Here is a 16319-nt window from a genome sequence, read left to right as displayed (position 1 = left end):
TTAACGACGGCCTTCAGCAATAGCGGTCACAGCCTGCAGTTCGGCGGCTTCCTGCTCCTGCTGCTCCTGGCGATCGCGAACATCAAGGATCTGATTGGTGATCAGGCCTTCTTCGATTTCGCGTAGTGCAATCACGGTCGTCTTATCGTTTTCTTCCGGTACCAGCGGATCTTTGCCGCCAACCTGCATCTGACGAGCGCGACGCGCAGCGACAAGTACCAGGTCAAAACGGTTACCAATTTTCTCTACAGCGTCCTGAACAGTTACGCGTGCCATATATAAAAAGCTCCACAGATGAAGAAATGACTGGGCATGATACTGAAACTATCTTCAGTCTGCCAATAGTTTGGTGATTAAAGCGTCATGTCGCTGCTTCTGGCGGCTCATACACAGACGTTCGGCGCGCAGGATAGTTTTTAAATCCGCCAGCGCCGTATCGAAATCATCATTGATGATTAAGTAATCATACTCTGCGTAATGGCTCATCTCAGCAACGGCTTGAGCCATCCGTTTTGCAATAACCTCTTCACTATCCTGTCCACGGCCGCGCAGGCGTCTGTCCAGCTCATCTTTTGACGGCGGCAGAATAAAAATGCTACGCGCCTGCGGCATCTTCTGGCGAATTTGCTGTGCGCCTTGCCAGTCGATATCCAGAAACACATTTACGCCTGTTGATAAGACCTGCTCGATGGTTTCGCGAGAGGTGCCGTAGTAATTTCCGAAAACTTCGGCATGCTCCAGAAAAGCTTCCCGGGCAATCATTGTTCTGAATTCTTCATGGTTCACAAAAAAGTAGTGTTCACCATGCACTTCACCCGGACGTGGATTGCGGGTGGTATGTGAAACAGAAACCTGTGTGTCGTACAGCGGTTGCGTTTTCAATAAAGCCTGAATAAGGCTGGATTTTCCCGCGCCGCTGGGTGCGGAAACAATATAAAGCGTGCCTTGAGCCATGGGTGTCTTAACGATTCGGTATGCAAAAGGAAGAGTGTATACCGGCTTATTATACACGCCGATACGCAACGACGTAGCCCCCGTCACACTTTTCCCACGGTTTCGTTGCTTTTTGCGCGAAATCTCGCGCTTTCCCATGTCGGTTTGCCCTATCCATGAAATGTCCTGGAGGCTTTCTCGCAAAGGTAATTTTTGCAGTATGACGCCGCGCTCCGGCTGCTTTATATCAATGGCATTACTCAGGGGGGCGCTATGAAGGGATACCTAATTATTTTGCTGGTGTTGTTTTCGACGATGGGCTATTGCGATTGCCCTGTGTGGTCAGAAGGACGCGCATCTCAGGAAATGACCGCGCTGAAAAAACAGATAAAAGACTGGGATGACGCATATTGGCAGCAGGGCGAGAGCAAAGTAAGCGATGAAACGTATGATGCTTTGCGCGTGCAGCTGCTGCAATGGGAGGGGTGTTTTCCGCACGTGTTGGATCAGGAAAAAGCGATAACGGCTAAAGGCGGAAACACCCTTCATCCTGTGGCGCATACCGGGGTACGCAAAGCGGCAGACAAAAACGCGCTTGCCGACTGGATGCAGGGGCGCGAGGCGCTCTGGGTCCAACCGAAAGTCGATGGCGTGGCGGTGACGCTGGTCTACCGCAAAGGCAAACTGGTTCAGGCCATTAGCCGGGGCGATGGGCTAAAAGGGCAGTCATGGCTTGAGAAAGTCAACGCGATTCCGGCTATCCCAAAATCAACCACAGGCCCGCTGGCAGACAGCATTTTGCAGGGCGAAATTTTCCTTCGCCAGCCAGAGCACATTCAACAACGATCGGGCGGCGTTAACGCGCGTGCTAAGGTTGCTGGCGCAATGCTACGGCATGGAACATCACCGCTGTTGAGCGAGCTGGATATTTTCATCTGGGGATGGCCTGGCGGTCCGAACACGATGCCTGAGCGGCTACAGCGTCTGGCAGAAGGTGGGTTTCAGTTAGCTCAGCAATGGTCCTGGCCTGTGGAAACCATCAATGATATCGAGAACTGGCGTAAACGCTGGTTTACCAGCCCGTTGCCGTTTGTGACCGATGGCGTGGTGGTCCGGCAGAGCCGGGAACCGCAGGCGCAAAACTGGCAGCCGGGCCAGGGCGACTGGCTTATCGCGTGGAAATACGATCCTGAAGCCCAGACGACACGGGTTCGGGATGTTCAATTTACCGTCGGGCGCAGCGGTAAAATTTCTGTAGTGGCGCTTCTTGAACCGGTAACGGTAGATGATAAAAAGATACAACGGGTCAATATTGGCTCCGTCCGCCGCTGGCAGGAATGGGATATTGCGCCAGGCGATCAGGTACTTGTGAGCCTGGCAGGCCGGGGGATCCCGCAAGTTAAAAGCGTCGTATGGCGCGGTGTTGAGCGGCATAAACCACAACCGCCAGAACAGAACCATTACCACTCGTTAAGCTGCTTTTATGACACGCCGGACTGCCACGAGCAGTTTATATCGCGGCTGGTCTGGATAAGTTCCTCTTCGGCACTGGCAATATCCGGGGTGAATCAGGCGGGCTGGCAACAGTTGGTCGATGCCTTTCACTTTGAGCATGTTTATTCGTGGCTTGAATTGACCCAACAGCAGTTGCAGGGCACACCTGGTTTTTCAGCAAAGCGTGCTCTGGAGACGTGGCATCGGTTTAACCTGGCTCGCCAACAACCTTTTCGGCTGTGGTTGAAATCGCTTGGTCTGCCTTTGCCTGCCGCCGCGTTTACTCTTTTGCCCGATCGTCACTGGGATGAGGTTGTGAACCGGGATGAGTTGAGCTGGCAGCAATTACCAGGCGTAGGGGCGGAAAGAGCGCGTAAAATAATGCAGTTTATACGGCACCCGTACATTGCCGCGCTTGTCGATGTGCTGGCGCACCAGGGGATAACGGGATTTAGCCAGGAATAATGTCTCTGTACCGGATGCAACGGGGTTTTACATTGCAGGCAAAGAATAAACCCGGTAAATACATCTCAACAGAGTAGTTATCAGAATAATTTCAGTGGCTTCACACCAACGGTTAAATCATGCGCGAAGAAGATAAAATGTCAGACGATGTTGCTCTCTCCCCTCATTCCCATGAGCATGGCTTCTGGACCGCTGATGAAGTCGCGCTGGCGGCATCAGGAACGTGGATTCGATCTCCCGTAGAACATTGGGCTGCAACAGGGGTATCGATTTACGCGCCAGCAATGCAGCCGGGGAACATTGCCGTGGTGCGTACCGAACTTGATAAGTGCGGAATGCCTGAAGAGGCCGCGATGCAAATGCATCCTTTGCCCGCCTGTATTATGACCACCGCGCCGGAATTGCTGGGTAAACACCGCGTCCCTGTACTCCAGATTGCCGACGGCACAGAGGCGGTGCTGGGCATGGGGCGTTACGCCCGCGATCGTATACAAGGCCAGATTATTGGTGTGACGGGCAGCGCCGGGAAAACCACCTGCGTGGCAATGCTGGCTGAAGCGCTGATGCCATGGGGGGCGGTGCGCCAGAGCGCTCATAACGCCAATCTTCCGCGCGGTGTGGCCTGGAATCTGGCGTCAATGCCCTGGGACACGCCTTATGTCGTGCTGGAAATGGCCATCGGGCGTATGGCGGTCAGTTCCCGTATGGCGCGTCCGCATGTTGCTGTGTTTACCAATATCCAGCCCGCGCATTTAGGCGAAAAGGATACGCTGCATGATATTGCGGTGACCAAGAGCGCCATTTTCCTGGGTATGGCAGAAGGAAGTATCGCTGTACTTAATCGCGATATGCAGGAGTGGGATACAGTTTATCAGGCCGCTAAAAAGCGCAAACTCACAATTGTTACCTATGGCGTGCACCCGGATTGCGACTTTCAACTGCTTGATTATCAGGCACAGCAGCAGCGCGTTAAGGTACGCGCCAACGATTCGCTACTGGAATATACCCTCAGCGCAGGCGGCAAACATATCGCCCTCAACAGCCTCGCGGTTCTGGCAACGGTAGATGCGCTCAATCTTCCGCTGGAGCCCGCGCTGGACAGGCTTCATCAGTTTAGAGCGCTGGCGGGCAGGGGCGAAGAAAAAGCGCTGAACCTGAAAGGGCGTCAGATCACCATTATTGACGATGCTTACAATGCCAACCCCGGTTCGATGAGCGCCGCATTAGAAAGATTAAGCGACATAGAACCCGCCGGACGGCGCATTGCCGTGTTGGGGGAAATGGCTGAGTTAGGCTCGCATTCTGAGCACTATCATACTGAGCTGGCTGCTCTCATAAACAGATCGCATATCGATTGTGTTTTCATGGTGGGAGAGGCTTATCGGCAATGCTGGGATGCTCTGGTGCCTGAGAAAAAGAACGCGTTTGTGACTGCCCATCTGGAGTTAAGGCCCCTGCTGATTCGCGAAATCAAGGAGGGGGACGTCATCCTGTTTAAAGGATCGCACAGTACCCGTATTTACGATTTAGTGCGCTGGATAAAGGCCGTTGCGGATAGCGAGCCGCTGGCGTGACGGCTCTCGCTGGTTCTTACGCAGTACCGCTAGTGCGCTGAATGCTTGTAATGGAATACTGGTAAGCCGAGTTTGAATCGCAGAGCCAGTAACCGTGCCGTAAAACCAAACAGTAGAGTGCTGATAATAATGACGTCCTGGTTAGAGATGTAATGCTGCAACCCGATATAGAGCACCGCGGCGGCGAACGAGACGCCTGCATAAAGCTCCTTCTGGAAAACTAAAGGGATACGCTTGCAGAACATATCCCGTAGTACGCCGCCAAACACGCCGGTTACCACGGCGGCGATTGATGCGATAACTGGCCCTTCGCCCATATCGAGCGCGATTTGCGCGCCAATAATAGAAAAGACGATTAAGCCCAACGCATCAAGGATCAGAAACAGGCGGCGTAAATGCGGCATCACGGGGGCCACAATCGTGGTCAGTACGGCAGCGACGGCAACAATAACCACATATTCCGGGTTTTTTACCCAGCCTAAAGGATAATGGCCCAGTAAAATGTCTCTTACTGAACCGCCCCCAAGCGCGGTAGCCGTTGCGATGATAATGACGCCAAACGTATCCATACGACGACGTCCTGCTGCCAGCGCGCCGGTCATGGCCTCAGCGGTTATACCAATTAAATACAGAATATGAAGCAGCATGATCACCCCCGAAAATGAGGGTAAAAGAGTAGCGTTTTGTGCTCTGTGTCACGATTGAGATTTTCTAAACTGAACGCTTTCGGATTAGTTTAATTTATGATTTCTGAAGCTGAAGCTTTAGTTCGATAAGCTTTTTATCGATAGCGTCGCATAAGATATTCAGGGGCATATCGCTTATTGCTGGCGTCTCGGTGACTAATTGCACCGCGCCTGGATAGTTAGGAGCCCAAATCTTATAGCCCACCAGCCCCGTGTCTTTAAGGCGGCGGGTGTTATAAACCGCCACTAGCGGTGTATTAAACGTACAGGCCATATGCACGATAGAGGTATCCGGGCTGATCACCAGATCGGCATGCCTGACAATTTCTACAGCGGTATTAATCGTGCTGTCAGGCACAAACTCGGCATTTGCAATCCCCAGGCTTTGCAGTTTATCGCTACGGCCAATAAGCAGAATGCGTACCGCAGCATGATGCTGTTTCAACCAGTTAATTAACCCCTGCACCTGTTCCCGGGAAAAATCTTTGTCTTCCGAACCGGTAAAAGGGTTAATCGCAATAAGCAAGCCATTGGCAGGGCGAGTTAAATAATCATTAATCCCGGCGAGGGCTTTTGGATCGCTGCCCAGATAATACTGGAAGGGCGCATCGGGCAGATTAAATAAAGACAGCACCTTACGGTGCCGTTCCGTGATGTGCTTTTCGCTATTCAGCAATTTAATTTGCTGGGTATATTGCGCGCAGCCGGGCTTGTTAAAACCAATCACATGGCGAGGCGCCAGACGATAAAGCAAATTAAGCCTTTCATGGCTAAACACATCATCAAAATCGATGACGACATCAAAGCGTTGCTGGCGCAGCGGCTGTAAAGACATGCGTCTTTCATAGCGATAGACCTGTTTTACTGCATCGCAATGCTGTAGCAGGCTGGCACAGATGTTACCGGTCAGCACCGAGACTTCATAACCCTGATCGGCCAGGCGTTTAGCCGTCCCGGTGGTCACAATCATATCGCCGATTTTATCGTCCAGACGCAACAGCAGAACGCGTTTTACCTTTTCAGGCTCCCACGGCTGTGGTCGGAATGTGGCGTTCAGCCAGGCATTAAGTAGTTTTAACTTCACAGTGCGCAACGCATCGTTTTTTGCGCGGTTGAATTGTCTTAATGCCTGCATAGAGTTGGATAAACCAGGGGGATATAAAATATTGATGTTCAAGATAACAAAGACGCCCTGGCGCAGCAAGGCAGCGGGCAGGCTAAGTACGGGGTGGGAGGGAGCGAGTAAAGCCTGCATATCTGCAGGCTTTAGGGGGACGATTACTCGATATTCTGGATCTGCTCGCGCATCTGCTCGATCAGCACTTTCAATTCAATTGCGGAATTAGTGACATCGGCATTAATTGATTTTGATGCCAGTGTGTTCGATTCGCGATTGAACTCCTGCATCATAAAATCAAGACGGCGGCCCACGGCCTCTTTTTTCTTGAGGATGTTGTAGGTCTCTTTGACGTGCGCTTCAAGGCGATCCAGCTCTTCCGCCACATCAACGCGCTGCGCCAGCAACACCAGTTCCTGTTCAAGGCGGTTATTTTCTAACTGCACCTGAGCGTCTTCGAGTTTGGCGACCAGCTTGTCGCGCTGCCACTGCATAATTTCCGGCATGTGGGCGCGCACATTTTTCACTTCAGTGCTTACGCCTTCAAGGCGCTGCTCAATCAGGGCTTTTAACGCCTGGCCTTCAGTTTCACGGGCGACGATGAAATCATCCAGCGTGGCGTCCAGAGTGGCGAGGATTTCGGCGGCAATCGCATCCAGATCCTGCTCCTGGGCTGCCATCACGCCAGGCCAGCGCAGAATATCAACCGGGTTGATTTCGCCTTCATCGCTTTGCATTTTCACCCAGTTCGCCGCAGCGACCAGCTGTTTTGCCAGCTTTTCATTGAGGATCAGTTCGCCCTGGGCGCTGGAGTCGGGTTCGTAACGCAGATTACATTCGATTTTGCCACGGGTCAGGCGGCTGCGAATACGCTCGCGAACAACGGGCTCAAGGCTACGAAATTGCTCCGGCAGACGAATATAGGTTTCCAGGTAGCGCTGATTGACGGAGCGCAATTCCCAGGCGGCGCTGCCCCATTCACCCTTGGTTTCACGCCGGGCGTAGGCGGTCATACTGCGGATCATAGATGTTCCCGTTTGATGAGAATGATGAGGGGATTATAGCCACCCATAGCCTGGCAGGATAGGAATAAGCGCCTGAAGTCCGTATAATGCGCAGCCACATTCGTTCTAAGCCGGAGAAAACCCATGCGTCCAGCTGGTCGTAGCGCCAATCAGGTGCGTCCTGTCACTCTGACACGTCATTATACTAAACACGCTGAAGGTTCCGTGCTGGTCGAGTTTGGTGATACCAAAGTTCTCTGTACGGCCTCTATTGATGAAGGCGTACCGCGCTTTTTGAAAGGCCAGGGCCAGGGATGGATCACTGCGGAATACGGCATGTTGCCGCGTTCCACCCATACCCGTAACGCGCGCGAAGCGGCCAAAGGCAAGCAGGGCGGAAGGACGCTGGAAATCCAGCGGCTGATTGCCCGTTCTCTGCGTGCTGCTGTCGATCTCAAGGCGCTGGGCGAATTCACCATTACTCTCGACTGCGATGTCATCCAGGCCGATGGCGGTACCCGTACCGCGTCGATTACCGGTGCCTGCGTGGCGCTGGCGGATGCACTGAATGCGCTGGTGGCGAACGGCAAGCTGAAAAGCAACCCGCTGAAAGGCATGGTGGCTGCGGTGTCCGTTGGGATTGTTGCCGGTGAAGCGGTCTGCGATCTGGAATACGTGGAAGACTCCGCCGCAGAAACCGACATGAACGTGGTGATGACCGAAGATGGTCGCATCATTGAAGTTCAGGGTACCGCTGAAGGCGAACCCTTCACCCACGAAGAGCTGCTTGAGCTGCTGGCGTTAGCCCGTGGGGGAATCGAATCGATTGTCGCGTCGCAGAAGGCGGCGTTAGAAAATTAATCGTTAGGCGACCGGTGAGTCGCCTTTTTTTTGCCATTTATTCGTACACTCATTTGCAAGCTTTAGAAGGAGCAAATCCATGAAACCGTATCAACGCCAGTTTATTGAATTTGCGCTCAACAAACAGGTATTGAAATTTGGCGAGTTTACGCTGAAGTCTGGCCGTAAAAGCCCTTATTTCTTCAATGCCGGACTGTTTAATACTGGCCGTGATCTGGCGTTGTTAGGGCGCTTTTACGCTGAGGCGCTGGTAGATTCCGGCATCGATTTTGATTTGCTGTTTGGACCGGCTTATAAAGGCATTCCGATTGCCACCACTACGGCGGTGGCGCTCGCCGAGCACCATGACCGGGATGTGCCGTACTGCTTCAACCGTAAAGAAGCCAAAGATCACGGTGAGGGCGGAACTCTGGTGGGAAGCCCGCTGGAAGGTCGTATCATGCTGGTTGACGACGTGATTACTGCGGGTACGGCGATCCGCGAATCCATGGAAATTATTCAGGCGCATGGCGCTACGCTTGCGGGCGTGCTGATTTCCCTCGACCGCCAGGAGCGTGGACGCGCGGATATTTCTGCGATTCAGGAAGTAGAGCGCGACTACGGTTGCCAGGTTATCTCCATCATCACGCTGAAAGAGCTGATTGCGTACCTGGAGGAGCGCCCGGAAATGGCCGACCATCTGGCAGCGGTGCAGGCGTATCGCGAGGAATATGGGATTTAAAGAAGTTAAAAAGGCCGGAAACCCGGCCTTATTTACTGAAGCTGTGAAGCCAATAACGGCCAGCGCGCATCGAAATCCGCAGTTGGACTATAGCGAAACTCGCTGCGCACAAAGCGTGACAGCATACCTTCGCAAAACGCCAGTAGTTGACCAGCCAGCAGTGTCTCGTCGTTTTCGTACCCTTCGCCTTCACGCATTTTCCGCTCACGCAACACCTGACGCAACTGAGCTTCAATACGCTCGAACAACTGGTTAATACGCCCTTGCAGGCGATCCTGTTCAAACATTAACGCATGACCAGTCAGAATACGGGTGAGGCCGGGATTTTTTTCGCCGAAACCCAGAATCAACAGCATGATAAGACGCAAGCGCGACGTCGTGTCTTTCTCATCTTTGAGGATCAGGTTAATCCGGGTAATCAGGCTATCTTCGATAAACTCGATAAGGCTATCGAACATACGCGTTTTGCTGGGAAAGTGGCGATAGAGCGCCGCTTCCGAAACGCCAACCGAGGCGGCCAGCTTTGCTGTGGTAATGCGCTGACTGCCATCGCTTGATTCAAGCATTTGTGCCAGAGATTGAAGTATTTCTTCGCGACGATTCCGTTTCGCGGTTTGTTTTTCTGCCATGATCTCAAATACCCCTGAAAAAACGCAATTGTCAGGCGAGCATCCACATTATTACCGCAAGCTATTGCTCGCGGTTTTGTTTGTTATTAATGGGACACGTAACGATAGGGGCGAATTAGCTCCGCCCGGAATGACCGAAGCCGCCTTCTCCACGAAGGGTGGCGTCAAAATCTTCCACCAAATTAAATTCCGCCTGAACGACGGGGACGAAGACCATCTGTGCAACACGTTCGCCCGGCGCGATGGTAAAGCTATCCTGCCCGCGGTTCCAGACAGAGATCATCAACTGACCCTGATAATCGGAATCAATCAATCCCACCAGGTTGCCTAATACCACGCCGTGCTTATGCCCGAGACCGGAACGAGGCAGGATCACCGCCGCCAGTGAAGGGTCAGCGATATGGATAGCCAGCCCGGTCGGCAGCAGCGTGGTCGCGCCTGGCGCCAGTTCAACGGCGGCATCAAGGCAGGCGCGCAGATCAAGACCCGCAGAGCCGGAAGTGGCATAGGTCGGCAACGGGAACTCTTTGCCCACACGCGGGTCCAGGATCTTAACGTCGATTTTTTTTATCATAACGGGTAACTATCTCGTTCAGTAAACGGTGACCAAGCAGCGATTTCTGCTCAAGCGGTAACGTAATTTCGCCATCCTGCCAGAAAAGGTGCAAGGCGTTGCTGTCGCTGTTAAACCCTTGACCGCTTTGCGAGACATCATTCGCGCAAATCAAATCGAGGTTTTTACGAACGCGTTTTTGCCGCGCATATTCTTCCACATTATTCGTTTCGGCGGCAAACCCGACGACATAAGGCCGTTGGTTTTTCAGCGCGGCGACACCGGCAACGATATCCGGGTTCTTCACCATTTTAATGACCAGCTCATCACCCTGTTTTTTGATTTTTTCATCGGCAACGGCGGCGGCGCGGTAGTCCGCCACTGCGGCGCAGCCAATAAAAATCTGCTGCTGCTGCGCGCGCGCCTGCACGGCGGCTTCCATTTCCAGGGCGGTGGTAACATCAATACGCTCAACGCCCGCCGGCGTCGGCAGGGACACCGGGCCGCTCACCAGCGTGACATGGGCACCACGCGCCGCCGCTGCGGCTGCAATGGCGAAGCCCATCTTGCCGGAACTGTGGTTGGTGATGTAACGCACCGGGTCGAGCGGTTCGCGGGTCGGACCGGCGGTTATCATGATGTTCAAATGTTGCAGATCTTTGACAGGTGAAAAATGGGCAACCGCCATATCCACCAGCACCAGCGGATCGAGCATACGCCCCGGTCCAACGTCGCCGCACGCCTGGCTGCCGCTATCCGGCCCCCAAATCATCATGCCGCGCTCGGCGAGCACGTTGAGATTATGCTGGGTAGCGAGATTGCGATACATCTGTTGGTTCATTGCCGGGACGACAGCCACAGGCGCAGGCGTAGCGAGGCAAATCGTGGTGACTAAATCATTCGCCATACCCGCCGCGACGCGAGCGATTAAATCCGCCGTTGCCGGGACGAGCATGACCAAATCCGCCCATTTCCCCAGCTCAATATGGCCCATCGCCGCTTCTGCCGCCGGGTCCAGCAAACTGTCTGACACAGGGTAACCCGATACGGCTTGCAGGCTCATGGGGGTGATAAAGGCTTTAGCCGCCTCCGTCATTGCAACCCGGACATCTGCCCCACGCTCGCGAAGACGCCGCACAAGGTCTGGTGTTTTATAAGCGGCGATGCCGCCGCTTACCCCGAGAACGATTTTTTTACCGGCAATACCCGTCATGACATGTTCCTGTAGCCGTATCGGAAAGTGGCTATTTTATCACAATCCACAAAATGGCGGGCAATGCGCGAAAATGAGTTTGCGAGATGTCGCGCAACCTCATCATCGTCGCGTCGAGAGCGTATAAAAACTGTGCCATGATCCCCTGGTACGGCAAGGAGGGATGATGAGCAAAAGAAAGAAACAACCCTGGGATGGCCCACGCGAGAAGTTACAACGCTCCGGCGTGAAATCTTTGACTGACATTGAGTTGCTGGCGATTTTCCTGCGTACCGGCAAACGAGGGATGACAGTGATGGAACTGGCTGAAAAACTGTATGACCACTTTGGTTCGCTGCGGAGATTGCTGTCAGCCCCACTGGAAAGCTTTCGACCCATTGGTGGGGTCGGCGAGGCGACCTATACGCAACTGCGCGCTATTGCTGAGCTGGCGCGGCGTTATGCCGAGTCAAGGATAGAAGAAGAAAAACCGTTGCTTAGCCCAAATATGACGCGCGAGTTCCTGCAAAGCCAACTGACGGATGAAGAGCGCGAAATATTTATGGTGATCTTTATGGATAATCAGAATCGCGTGATCAAACATAGCCGGATGTTTTCCGGCACGCTCAGCCATGTTGAGGTGCATCCGCGTGAAATTGTGCGGGAAGCCATGAAGATGAACGCCGCAGCGGTGATCCTTGCCCATAACCATCCGTCTGGGTATTCAGAGCCCAGCCAGACAGATAAATCGATAACCGAACGCATCATAAAATGCTGCAATTACATGGATATTCGTGTACTTGATCATCTGGTTATTGGCCGTGGAGAGTACGTTTCGTTTGCGGAACGGGGCTGGATTTAGGTAAGTTTCGGCGATCCAATGGGATCTTTGTCTGTTCGGGACTTGAGCACCCGGCTTACACAGCGTATACTACGCCACCTTTGAGAATCTCGGGTTTGGCATTTGGGCCTGGCAATCGTGGGTTCGCTTAGAACTGCGATAACCGGGCTGTAAAGCCTGACGAGGCGCCAATACCCCATACGAAGCTCGAGCTAATTTGATTTTTGGAGAATAGACATGTCCCGAGTCTGCCAAGTTACTGGCAAGCGTCCGGTGACCGGTAACAACCGTTCCCACGCACTGAACGCGACTAAACGCCGTTTCCTGCCGAACCTGCACTCTCATCGTTTTTGGGTTGAGAGCGAGAAGCGTTTTGTCACCCTGCGCGTATCTGCTAAAGGTATGCGTGTAATCGATAAAAAAGGCATCGATACAGTTCTGTCTGAACTGCGTGCCCGTGGCGAAAAGTACTAAGTACTTAGAGGAAATAAATCATGGCTAAAGGTATTCGTGAGAAAATCAAGCTGGTTTCTTCTGCTGGTACTGGTCACTTCTATACCACTACGAAGAACAAACGTACTAAGCCGGAAAAACTGGAACTGAAAAAGTTCGATCCAGTTGTCCGTCAGCACGTGCTTTACAAAGAAGCTAAAATTAAATAATTTTAGTGCTTTGTATGAAAACCCGGCTTATGCCGGGTTTTTTGCTTTCTGTGACCGTGAAAAGGGGAAACGATGCCTGAATTACCTGAGGTGGAAACCAGCCGTCGCGGTATTGAACCGCATCTGGTCGGTGAAACTATTCTTCACGCTGTTGTGCGTAATTGCCGCCTGCGCTGGCCGGTTTCTGATGAAATCCATGCGCTCAGCGATAAGCCGGTTATCAGCGTGCAGCGGCGCGCCAAATATCTGCTCATCGAATTACCTGATGGCTGGATCATCGTTCACCTGGGCATGTCTGGTAGTCTGCGTGTGTTGCCCCATGAAATGCCCGCGGAAAAGCATGACCACGTTGACCTGTTGATGAGCAACGGTAAAGTGCTGCGTTATACCGACCCGCGTCGCTTCGGCGCATGGCTCTGGACGGCATCGCTGGAAGGGCACAACGTCTTAGCGCACCTCGGCCCGGAACCGCTGAGCGACGAATTTAACGGCGAATACCTTCATCAAAAATGCGCCCGTAAAAAGGTCGCGATTAAGCCCTGGCTGATGGATAACAAACTGGTGGTTGGCGTCGGTAATATTTACGCCAGTGAGTCGCTGTTTGCCGCCGGGATCCATCCCGATAAGCTGGCGCAGGCGCTCTCAAAAGAAGAGTGCGAACTGCTGGCGGCTGCGATAAAAGCCGTGCTGTTGCGTTCCATTGAGCAGGGCGGCACCACGCTACGTGACTTTTTACAAAGTGACGGAAAGCCGGGTTATTTTGCTCAGGAGCTACAGGTTTACGGAAGGGAAGGTGAGCCGTGCCGGGTATGCGGAACGCCAATTCAGGCCGGAAAACACGGGCAACGCCGCACGTACTGGTGCCGACATTGCCAGAAGTAATGCCGATTAGTGCCCGGCCGCCAGTTTACTGAGCAGCGCCTGGCACACTTTCTCCGGTAAAAAGTGCGTGACATCGCCATGATGGCGCGCCACTTCTTTTACCAGCGTGGACGAAATAAACGACCACTCTTTTGAGGGCATCAAAAACACGCTCTCCAGCTCGGGCATTAAATGACGATTCATATGCGCGAGCTGCATTTCATACTCAAAATCTGCCACGGCGCGTAACCCGCGAACCAATACGTTGGCCTGCTGCGCCCGGGCAAAGTTAGCCATTAAATCGCTGAACCCCACCACTTCAATATTGGTTAAATGCGCCGTCGCGTCTTTCGCTAGCGCCACGCGCTCATCAAGCGTGAACATCGGTTTTTTACTTGGGCTGGCGGCAATAGCGATAATCAGCTTATCGAACATGCCTGCAGCGCGGGTAATAATATCGATGTGACCATTGGTGATCGGGTCAAAGGTACCGGGATAAATCGCTTTTGTGCTCATATAGCGGTCTTTTGTGTATAGCCGTGATTCAGCGCCCACAGCTCGGTGTATTTGTTAAATGTGTACTGGGCATTCACCACCGCCAGTAACCACCCTTGTTTGCCGTCCAGCACGCCGCCGCGAATAATCAGGGTTTTGATAAACGCGCCCAGCGTATGGCCCATAATCCCGGCGATAGAGCAGCGTTTGCCTTTCTGATGGCGTTCCTGAGCCCATGCGGTGGCATAGTTAAGCTGCTTTTGCTGGAAGCTGGCGAAATCGCGGCAGGTCAGATGCAATAAATCGCCCTTTAACGCGATAATGTTAGCGCCGGGCGCATCCAGCGATTCGTGCACCAAATTGTCATTATAGCGGTAACGTTCACGCTGATAGAGGCGGGTGACGCGGTCAGGATACCAGCCGCTGTGACGCATAAAGCGGCCAAGGAAATAATTGCGGCGCGCCATGCTGTATACCGTGCCTTGCTGCGGGTTTTCCAGGACAGCAAGAATGGCCTGCTTTAGCTCGGGCGTTACGCGCTCATCGGTATCGATCATCAAAACATAATCACTGGTCGCCAGCGCTTGCGCACGCTGGCGCTGAATACCGTAGCCCGGCCAGTCGGTTGATGAGACAACGGTAACGCCTGCGCCACGGGCGATATCCAGCGTGTTATCGGTGCTGCCGGAATCAAGCAGGATAATTTCATCGGCAAACGCCACCGACGCCAGGCACTCCGCCAGAACATCTCCGGCGTTCTTCGCGATCATCACGACCGACAGGCGCGCAGGCATCAATGGCTCCGCTGCGGCAGATAGGGTTGCAGAAGCTGCAACAAACGCGTCAGCGCGCCCTGGTTCTGATGCAGAACTTCTACCGCATGACGGCCATACCACAAACGGTAGTCTTCATCGGTCAGCAGGGTAGAAATCTCTTTTACCAGCGCTGGCGCATCGTTGACGATAATTAAGCCTCCCGCTTCCAGCAGGCGTCCGCAAATATCTTTGAAGTTGAAAATATGCGGGCCCATCAGCACCGGGATGGCATGTGCGGCGGGTTCCAGCGGGTTATGACCGCCGCGCTCTACCAGGCTGCCGCCGACAAAGGCGAGATCGGCAATGCCGTAAAGCAGCATCAGCTCGCCCATGGTATCGCCAATCACCACCTGGGTGCTGCCGGACGGAATTTCGCCGGTACTGCGCAGGGTGAAGCTGAATCCGGCTTTGTGTACCAGATCGCGGGCATCTTTGAACCGCTCCGGATGGCGCGGCACCAGGATCAGCAATAAGTCCGGGAAGGTTTTGAGCAGCGCTTTGTGCGCCTCAAGGATAATTGCTTCTTCGCCATCGTGAGTGCTGGTGGCGATCCACACCTTACGGCGCGGCGCCCACTGGCGGCGCAGCGTGACGGCCCGGGCCGCCAGCTCTGGCGTCACGGAAATGTCGAATTTCAGGCTGCCGGTAATGGCGAGCTGGTTGCGCTTCAGGCCCAGCTCCAGAAAGCGATTGCCGTCCTCTTCATTTTGCGCAGCGATCAGCGTGATTTTATTCAACAAACGGCGCATAAAACCGCGCAGCTTTTTATAGCCGTTTGCGGAACGCTCAGACAAACGTGCGTTGGCGATCACCAGCGGGATTTTGCGCTGGTGCAGCGCGGCAATCATGTTCGGCCACAGCTCGGTTTCCATTACGATCACCAGCTTGGGGCGAACGTTGTCCAGGAAGCGATTCATGGCGCAGGGTAAATCGTAGGGCAGATAGACGTGATGCACATCTTTGCCGAAGGCAGACTGCACGCGCTCGGAACCGGTTGGCGTCATGGTCGTCACGGTGATCGGCAGCGTCGGGTAGCGATGGCGCAGGGCGCGCACCAGCGGAATAGCCGCCAGCGTCTCACCCACGGAAACGGAGTGCAGCAATATACCGTCAGGCGCCACCTTATTCCGGCAATAACCATAGCGTTCACCCCAGCGTTTACGGTACGCCGGAGCCTTACGGCTGCGAAGCAGCAACCGTACCCAGATGAAGGGCTGAATAAGATAGAGTAAAGCGGTATACAACGATTCCAAGCGAATATCCGTAATTTTCTTAATCGGCGGGCAAATTCTAAGCATTTAAGCCGGTTAAAGCTATTATTTTGGCGCCTTTCAGGCCCGCGCCATTAACTTGCCCATGACTCAGGTTACCCATTTAGCTTAAGGCGCTCTGTCTGTATGGCACCAGGATAAATGT

19 protein-coding genes are annotated in these 16319 nt (G+C 53.5%); 8 read left to right on the top strand and 11 right to left on the bottom strand.

The window, feature by feature from the left end; genetic code table 11:
* A complete protein-coding gene (gene rpoZ, locus ACVV26_RS21965; RefSeq protein WP_002436668.1) occupies window positions 1–276 on the bottom strand; it encodes a DNA-directed RNA polymerase subunit omega in 276 nt (91 codons plus the stop codon).
* A gap of 54 nt (window positions 277–330) precedes the next feature.
* The gene (gene gmk / locus ACVV26_RS21960; RefSeq protein WP_474801969.1) at window positions 331–954 is read right to left on the bottom strand and encodes a guanylate kinase; all 624 of its coding nucleotides are present in this window, start codon (window positions 952–954) and stop codon (window positions 331–333) included.
* Between the two features lie 252 nt (window positions 955–1206).
* Between gmk and ligB the strand changes: the two genes are divergently transcribed.
* Window positions 1207–2892, top strand: coding sequence for an NAD-dependent DNA ligase LigB (gene ligB, locus ACVV26_RS21955; RefSeq protein WP_474799342.1), 1686 nt, complete (start codon window positions 1207–1209; stop codon window positions 2890–2892).
* 137 nt (window positions 2893–3029) lie between these two features.
* Window positions 3030–4466, top strand: coding sequence for a UDP-N-acetylmuramoyl-tripeptide--D-alanyl-D-alanine ligase (locus tag ACVV26_RS21950; protein WP_474799340.1), 1437 nt, complete (start codon window positions 3030–3032; stop codon window positions 4464–4466).
* 29 nt (window positions 4467–4495) lie between these two features.
* Here ACVV26_RS21950 and ACVV26_RS21945 read toward each other — a convergent pair whose 3' ends face one another.
* The 3 genes from ACVV26_RS21945 to ACVV26_RS21935 form a co-directional block, all read right to left on the bottom strand.
* Window positions 4496–5113 carry a trimeric intracellular cation channel family protein gene (locus ACVV26_RS21945; protein ID WP_474799338.1) on the bottom strand — a complete coding sequence of 206 codons (618 nt, stop codon included), beginning with the start codon at window positions 5111–5113 and terminating at the stop codon, window positions 4496–4498.
* Window positions 5114–5207: 94 nt separating this feature from the next.
* Window positions 5208–6236, bottom strand: coding sequence for a glycosyltransferase family 9 protein (locus ACVV26_RS21940; protein WP_474799336.1), 1029 nt, complete (start codon window positions 6234–6236; stop codon window positions 5208–5210).
* A gap of 194 nt (window positions 6237–6430) precedes the next feature.
* Window positions 6431–7294 (bottom strand): YicC/YloC family endoribonuclease, encoded by an 864-nt coding sequence (locus tag ACVV26_RS21935; RefSeq protein WP_474799334.1) that lies wholly within the window; start codon window positions 7292–7294, stop codon window positions 6431–6433.
* Window positions 7295–7417: 123 nt separating this feature from the next.
* Here ACVV26_RS21935 and rph point away from each other — a divergent pair, with 123 nt between their 5' ends.
* The gene (gene rph / locus ACVV26_RS21930; protein WP_312983267.1) at window positions 7418–8134 is read left to right on the top strand and encodes a ribonuclease PH; all 717 of its coding nucleotides are present in this window, start codon (window positions 7418–7420) and stop codon (window positions 8132–8134) included.
* Between the two features lie 79 nt (window positions 8135–8213).
* A complete protein-coding gene (gene pyrE, locus ACVV26_RS21925; RefSeq protein WP_312983265.1) occupies window positions 8214–8855 on the top strand; it encodes an orotate phosphoribosyltransferase in 642 nt (213 codons plus the stop codon).
* A gap of 32 nt (window positions 8856–8887) precedes the next feature.
* On the opposite strand, the gene slmA is transcribed toward pyrE, so the two are convergent.
* From slmA to coaBC, 3 genes are all read right to left on the bottom strand, one after another.
* Window positions 8888–9484, bottom strand: coding sequence for a nucleoid occlusion factor SlmA (slmA, locus tag ACVV26_RS21920; protein ID WP_312983263.1), 597 nt, complete (start codon window positions 9482–9484; stop codon window positions 8888–8890).
* Window positions 9485–9599: 115 nt separating this feature from the next.
* On the bottom strand, window positions 9600–10058 hold the full coding sequence (gene dut, locus ACVV26_RS21915) for a dUTP diphosphatase (RefSeq protein ID WP_474799332.1): 459 nt from the start codon (window positions 10056–10058) through the stop codon (window positions 9600–9602).
* A complete protein-coding gene (gene coaBC, locus ACVV26_RS21910; protein WP_474799330.1) occupies window positions 10036–11250 on the bottom strand; it encodes a bifunctional phosphopantothenoylcysteine decarboxylase/phosphopantothenate--cysteine ligase CoaBC in 1215 nt (404 codons plus the stop codon). The genes dut and coaBC overlap by 23 nt, the downstream gene beginning before the upstream one ends.
* Window positions 11251–11416: 166 nt before the next feature.
* Here coaBC and radC point away from each other — a divergent pair, with 166 nt between their 5' ends.
* The 4 genes from radC to mutM all read left to right on the top strand — a co-directional run bounded on the left by radC (window position 11417) and on the right by mutM (window position 13614).
* Window positions 11417–12091, top strand: coding sequence for a RadC family protein (gene radC / locus ACVV26_RS21905; RefSeq protein ID WP_474801966.1), 675 nt, complete (start codon window positions 11417–11419; stop codon window positions 12089–12091).
* A 216-nt stretch (window positions 12092–12307) separates the two neighbouring features.
* The gene (rpmB, locus tag ACVV26_RS21900; RefSeq protein WP_002436699.1) at window positions 12308–12544 is read left to right on the top strand and encodes a 50S ribosomal protein L28; all 237 of its coding nucleotides are present in this window, start codon (window positions 12308–12310) and stop codon (window positions 12542–12544) included.
* Window positions 12545–12564: 20 nt separating this feature from the next.
* On the top strand, window positions 12565–12732 hold the full coding sequence (gene rpmG / locus ACVV26_RS21895) for a 50S ribosomal protein L33 (protein WP_003024094.1): 168 nt from the start codon (window positions 12565–12567) through the stop codon (window positions 12730–12732).
* A 72-nt stretch (window positions 12733–12804) separates the two neighbouring features.
* Entirely contained in the window at window positions 12805–13614 is an 810-nt protein-coding gene (gene mutM / locus ACVV26_RS21890; RefSeq protein WP_474799328.1) for a bifunctional DNA-formamidopyrimidine glycosylase/DNA-(apurinic or apyrimidinic site) lyase, read from the top strand.
* Between the two features lie 6 nt (window positions 13615–13620).
* On the opposite strand, the gene coaD is transcribed toward mutM, so the two are convergent.
* Genes coaD through waaA form a run of 3 tightly spaced genes read right to left on the bottom strand, consistent with a single transcriptional unit; the run spans window position 13621 to window position 16156 of the window.
* A complete protein-coding gene (gene coaD / locus ACVV26_RS21885) occupies window positions 13621–14109 on the bottom strand; it encodes a pantetheine-phosphate adenylyltransferase (protein ID WP_312983255.1) in 489 nt (162 codons plus the stop codon).
* A complete protein-coding gene (locus tag ACVV26_RS21880) occupies window positions 14106–14882 on the bottom strand; it encodes a glycosyltransferase family 2 protein (RefSeq protein WP_474799326.1) in 777 nt (258 codons plus the stop codon). Before ACVV26_RS21880 ends, coaD begins: the two co-directional genes overlap by 4 nt.
* Window positions 14882–16156 (bottom strand): lipid IV(A) 3-deoxy-D-manno-octulosonic acid transferase, encoded by a 1275-nt coding sequence (gene waaA, locus ACVV26_RS21875; RefSeq protein ID WP_312983251.1) that lies wholly within the window; start codon window positions 16154–16156, stop codon window positions 14882–14884. Before waaA ends, ACVV26_RS21880 begins: the two co-directional genes overlap by 1 nt.
* Between the last annotated feature and the right edge of the window lie 163 nt (window positions 16157–16319).

Source organism: Atlantibacter sp. MEI4A-1023 (assembly GCF_056155425.1).
This window is presented reverse-complemented; position numbering and strand designations above follow the sequence as displayed.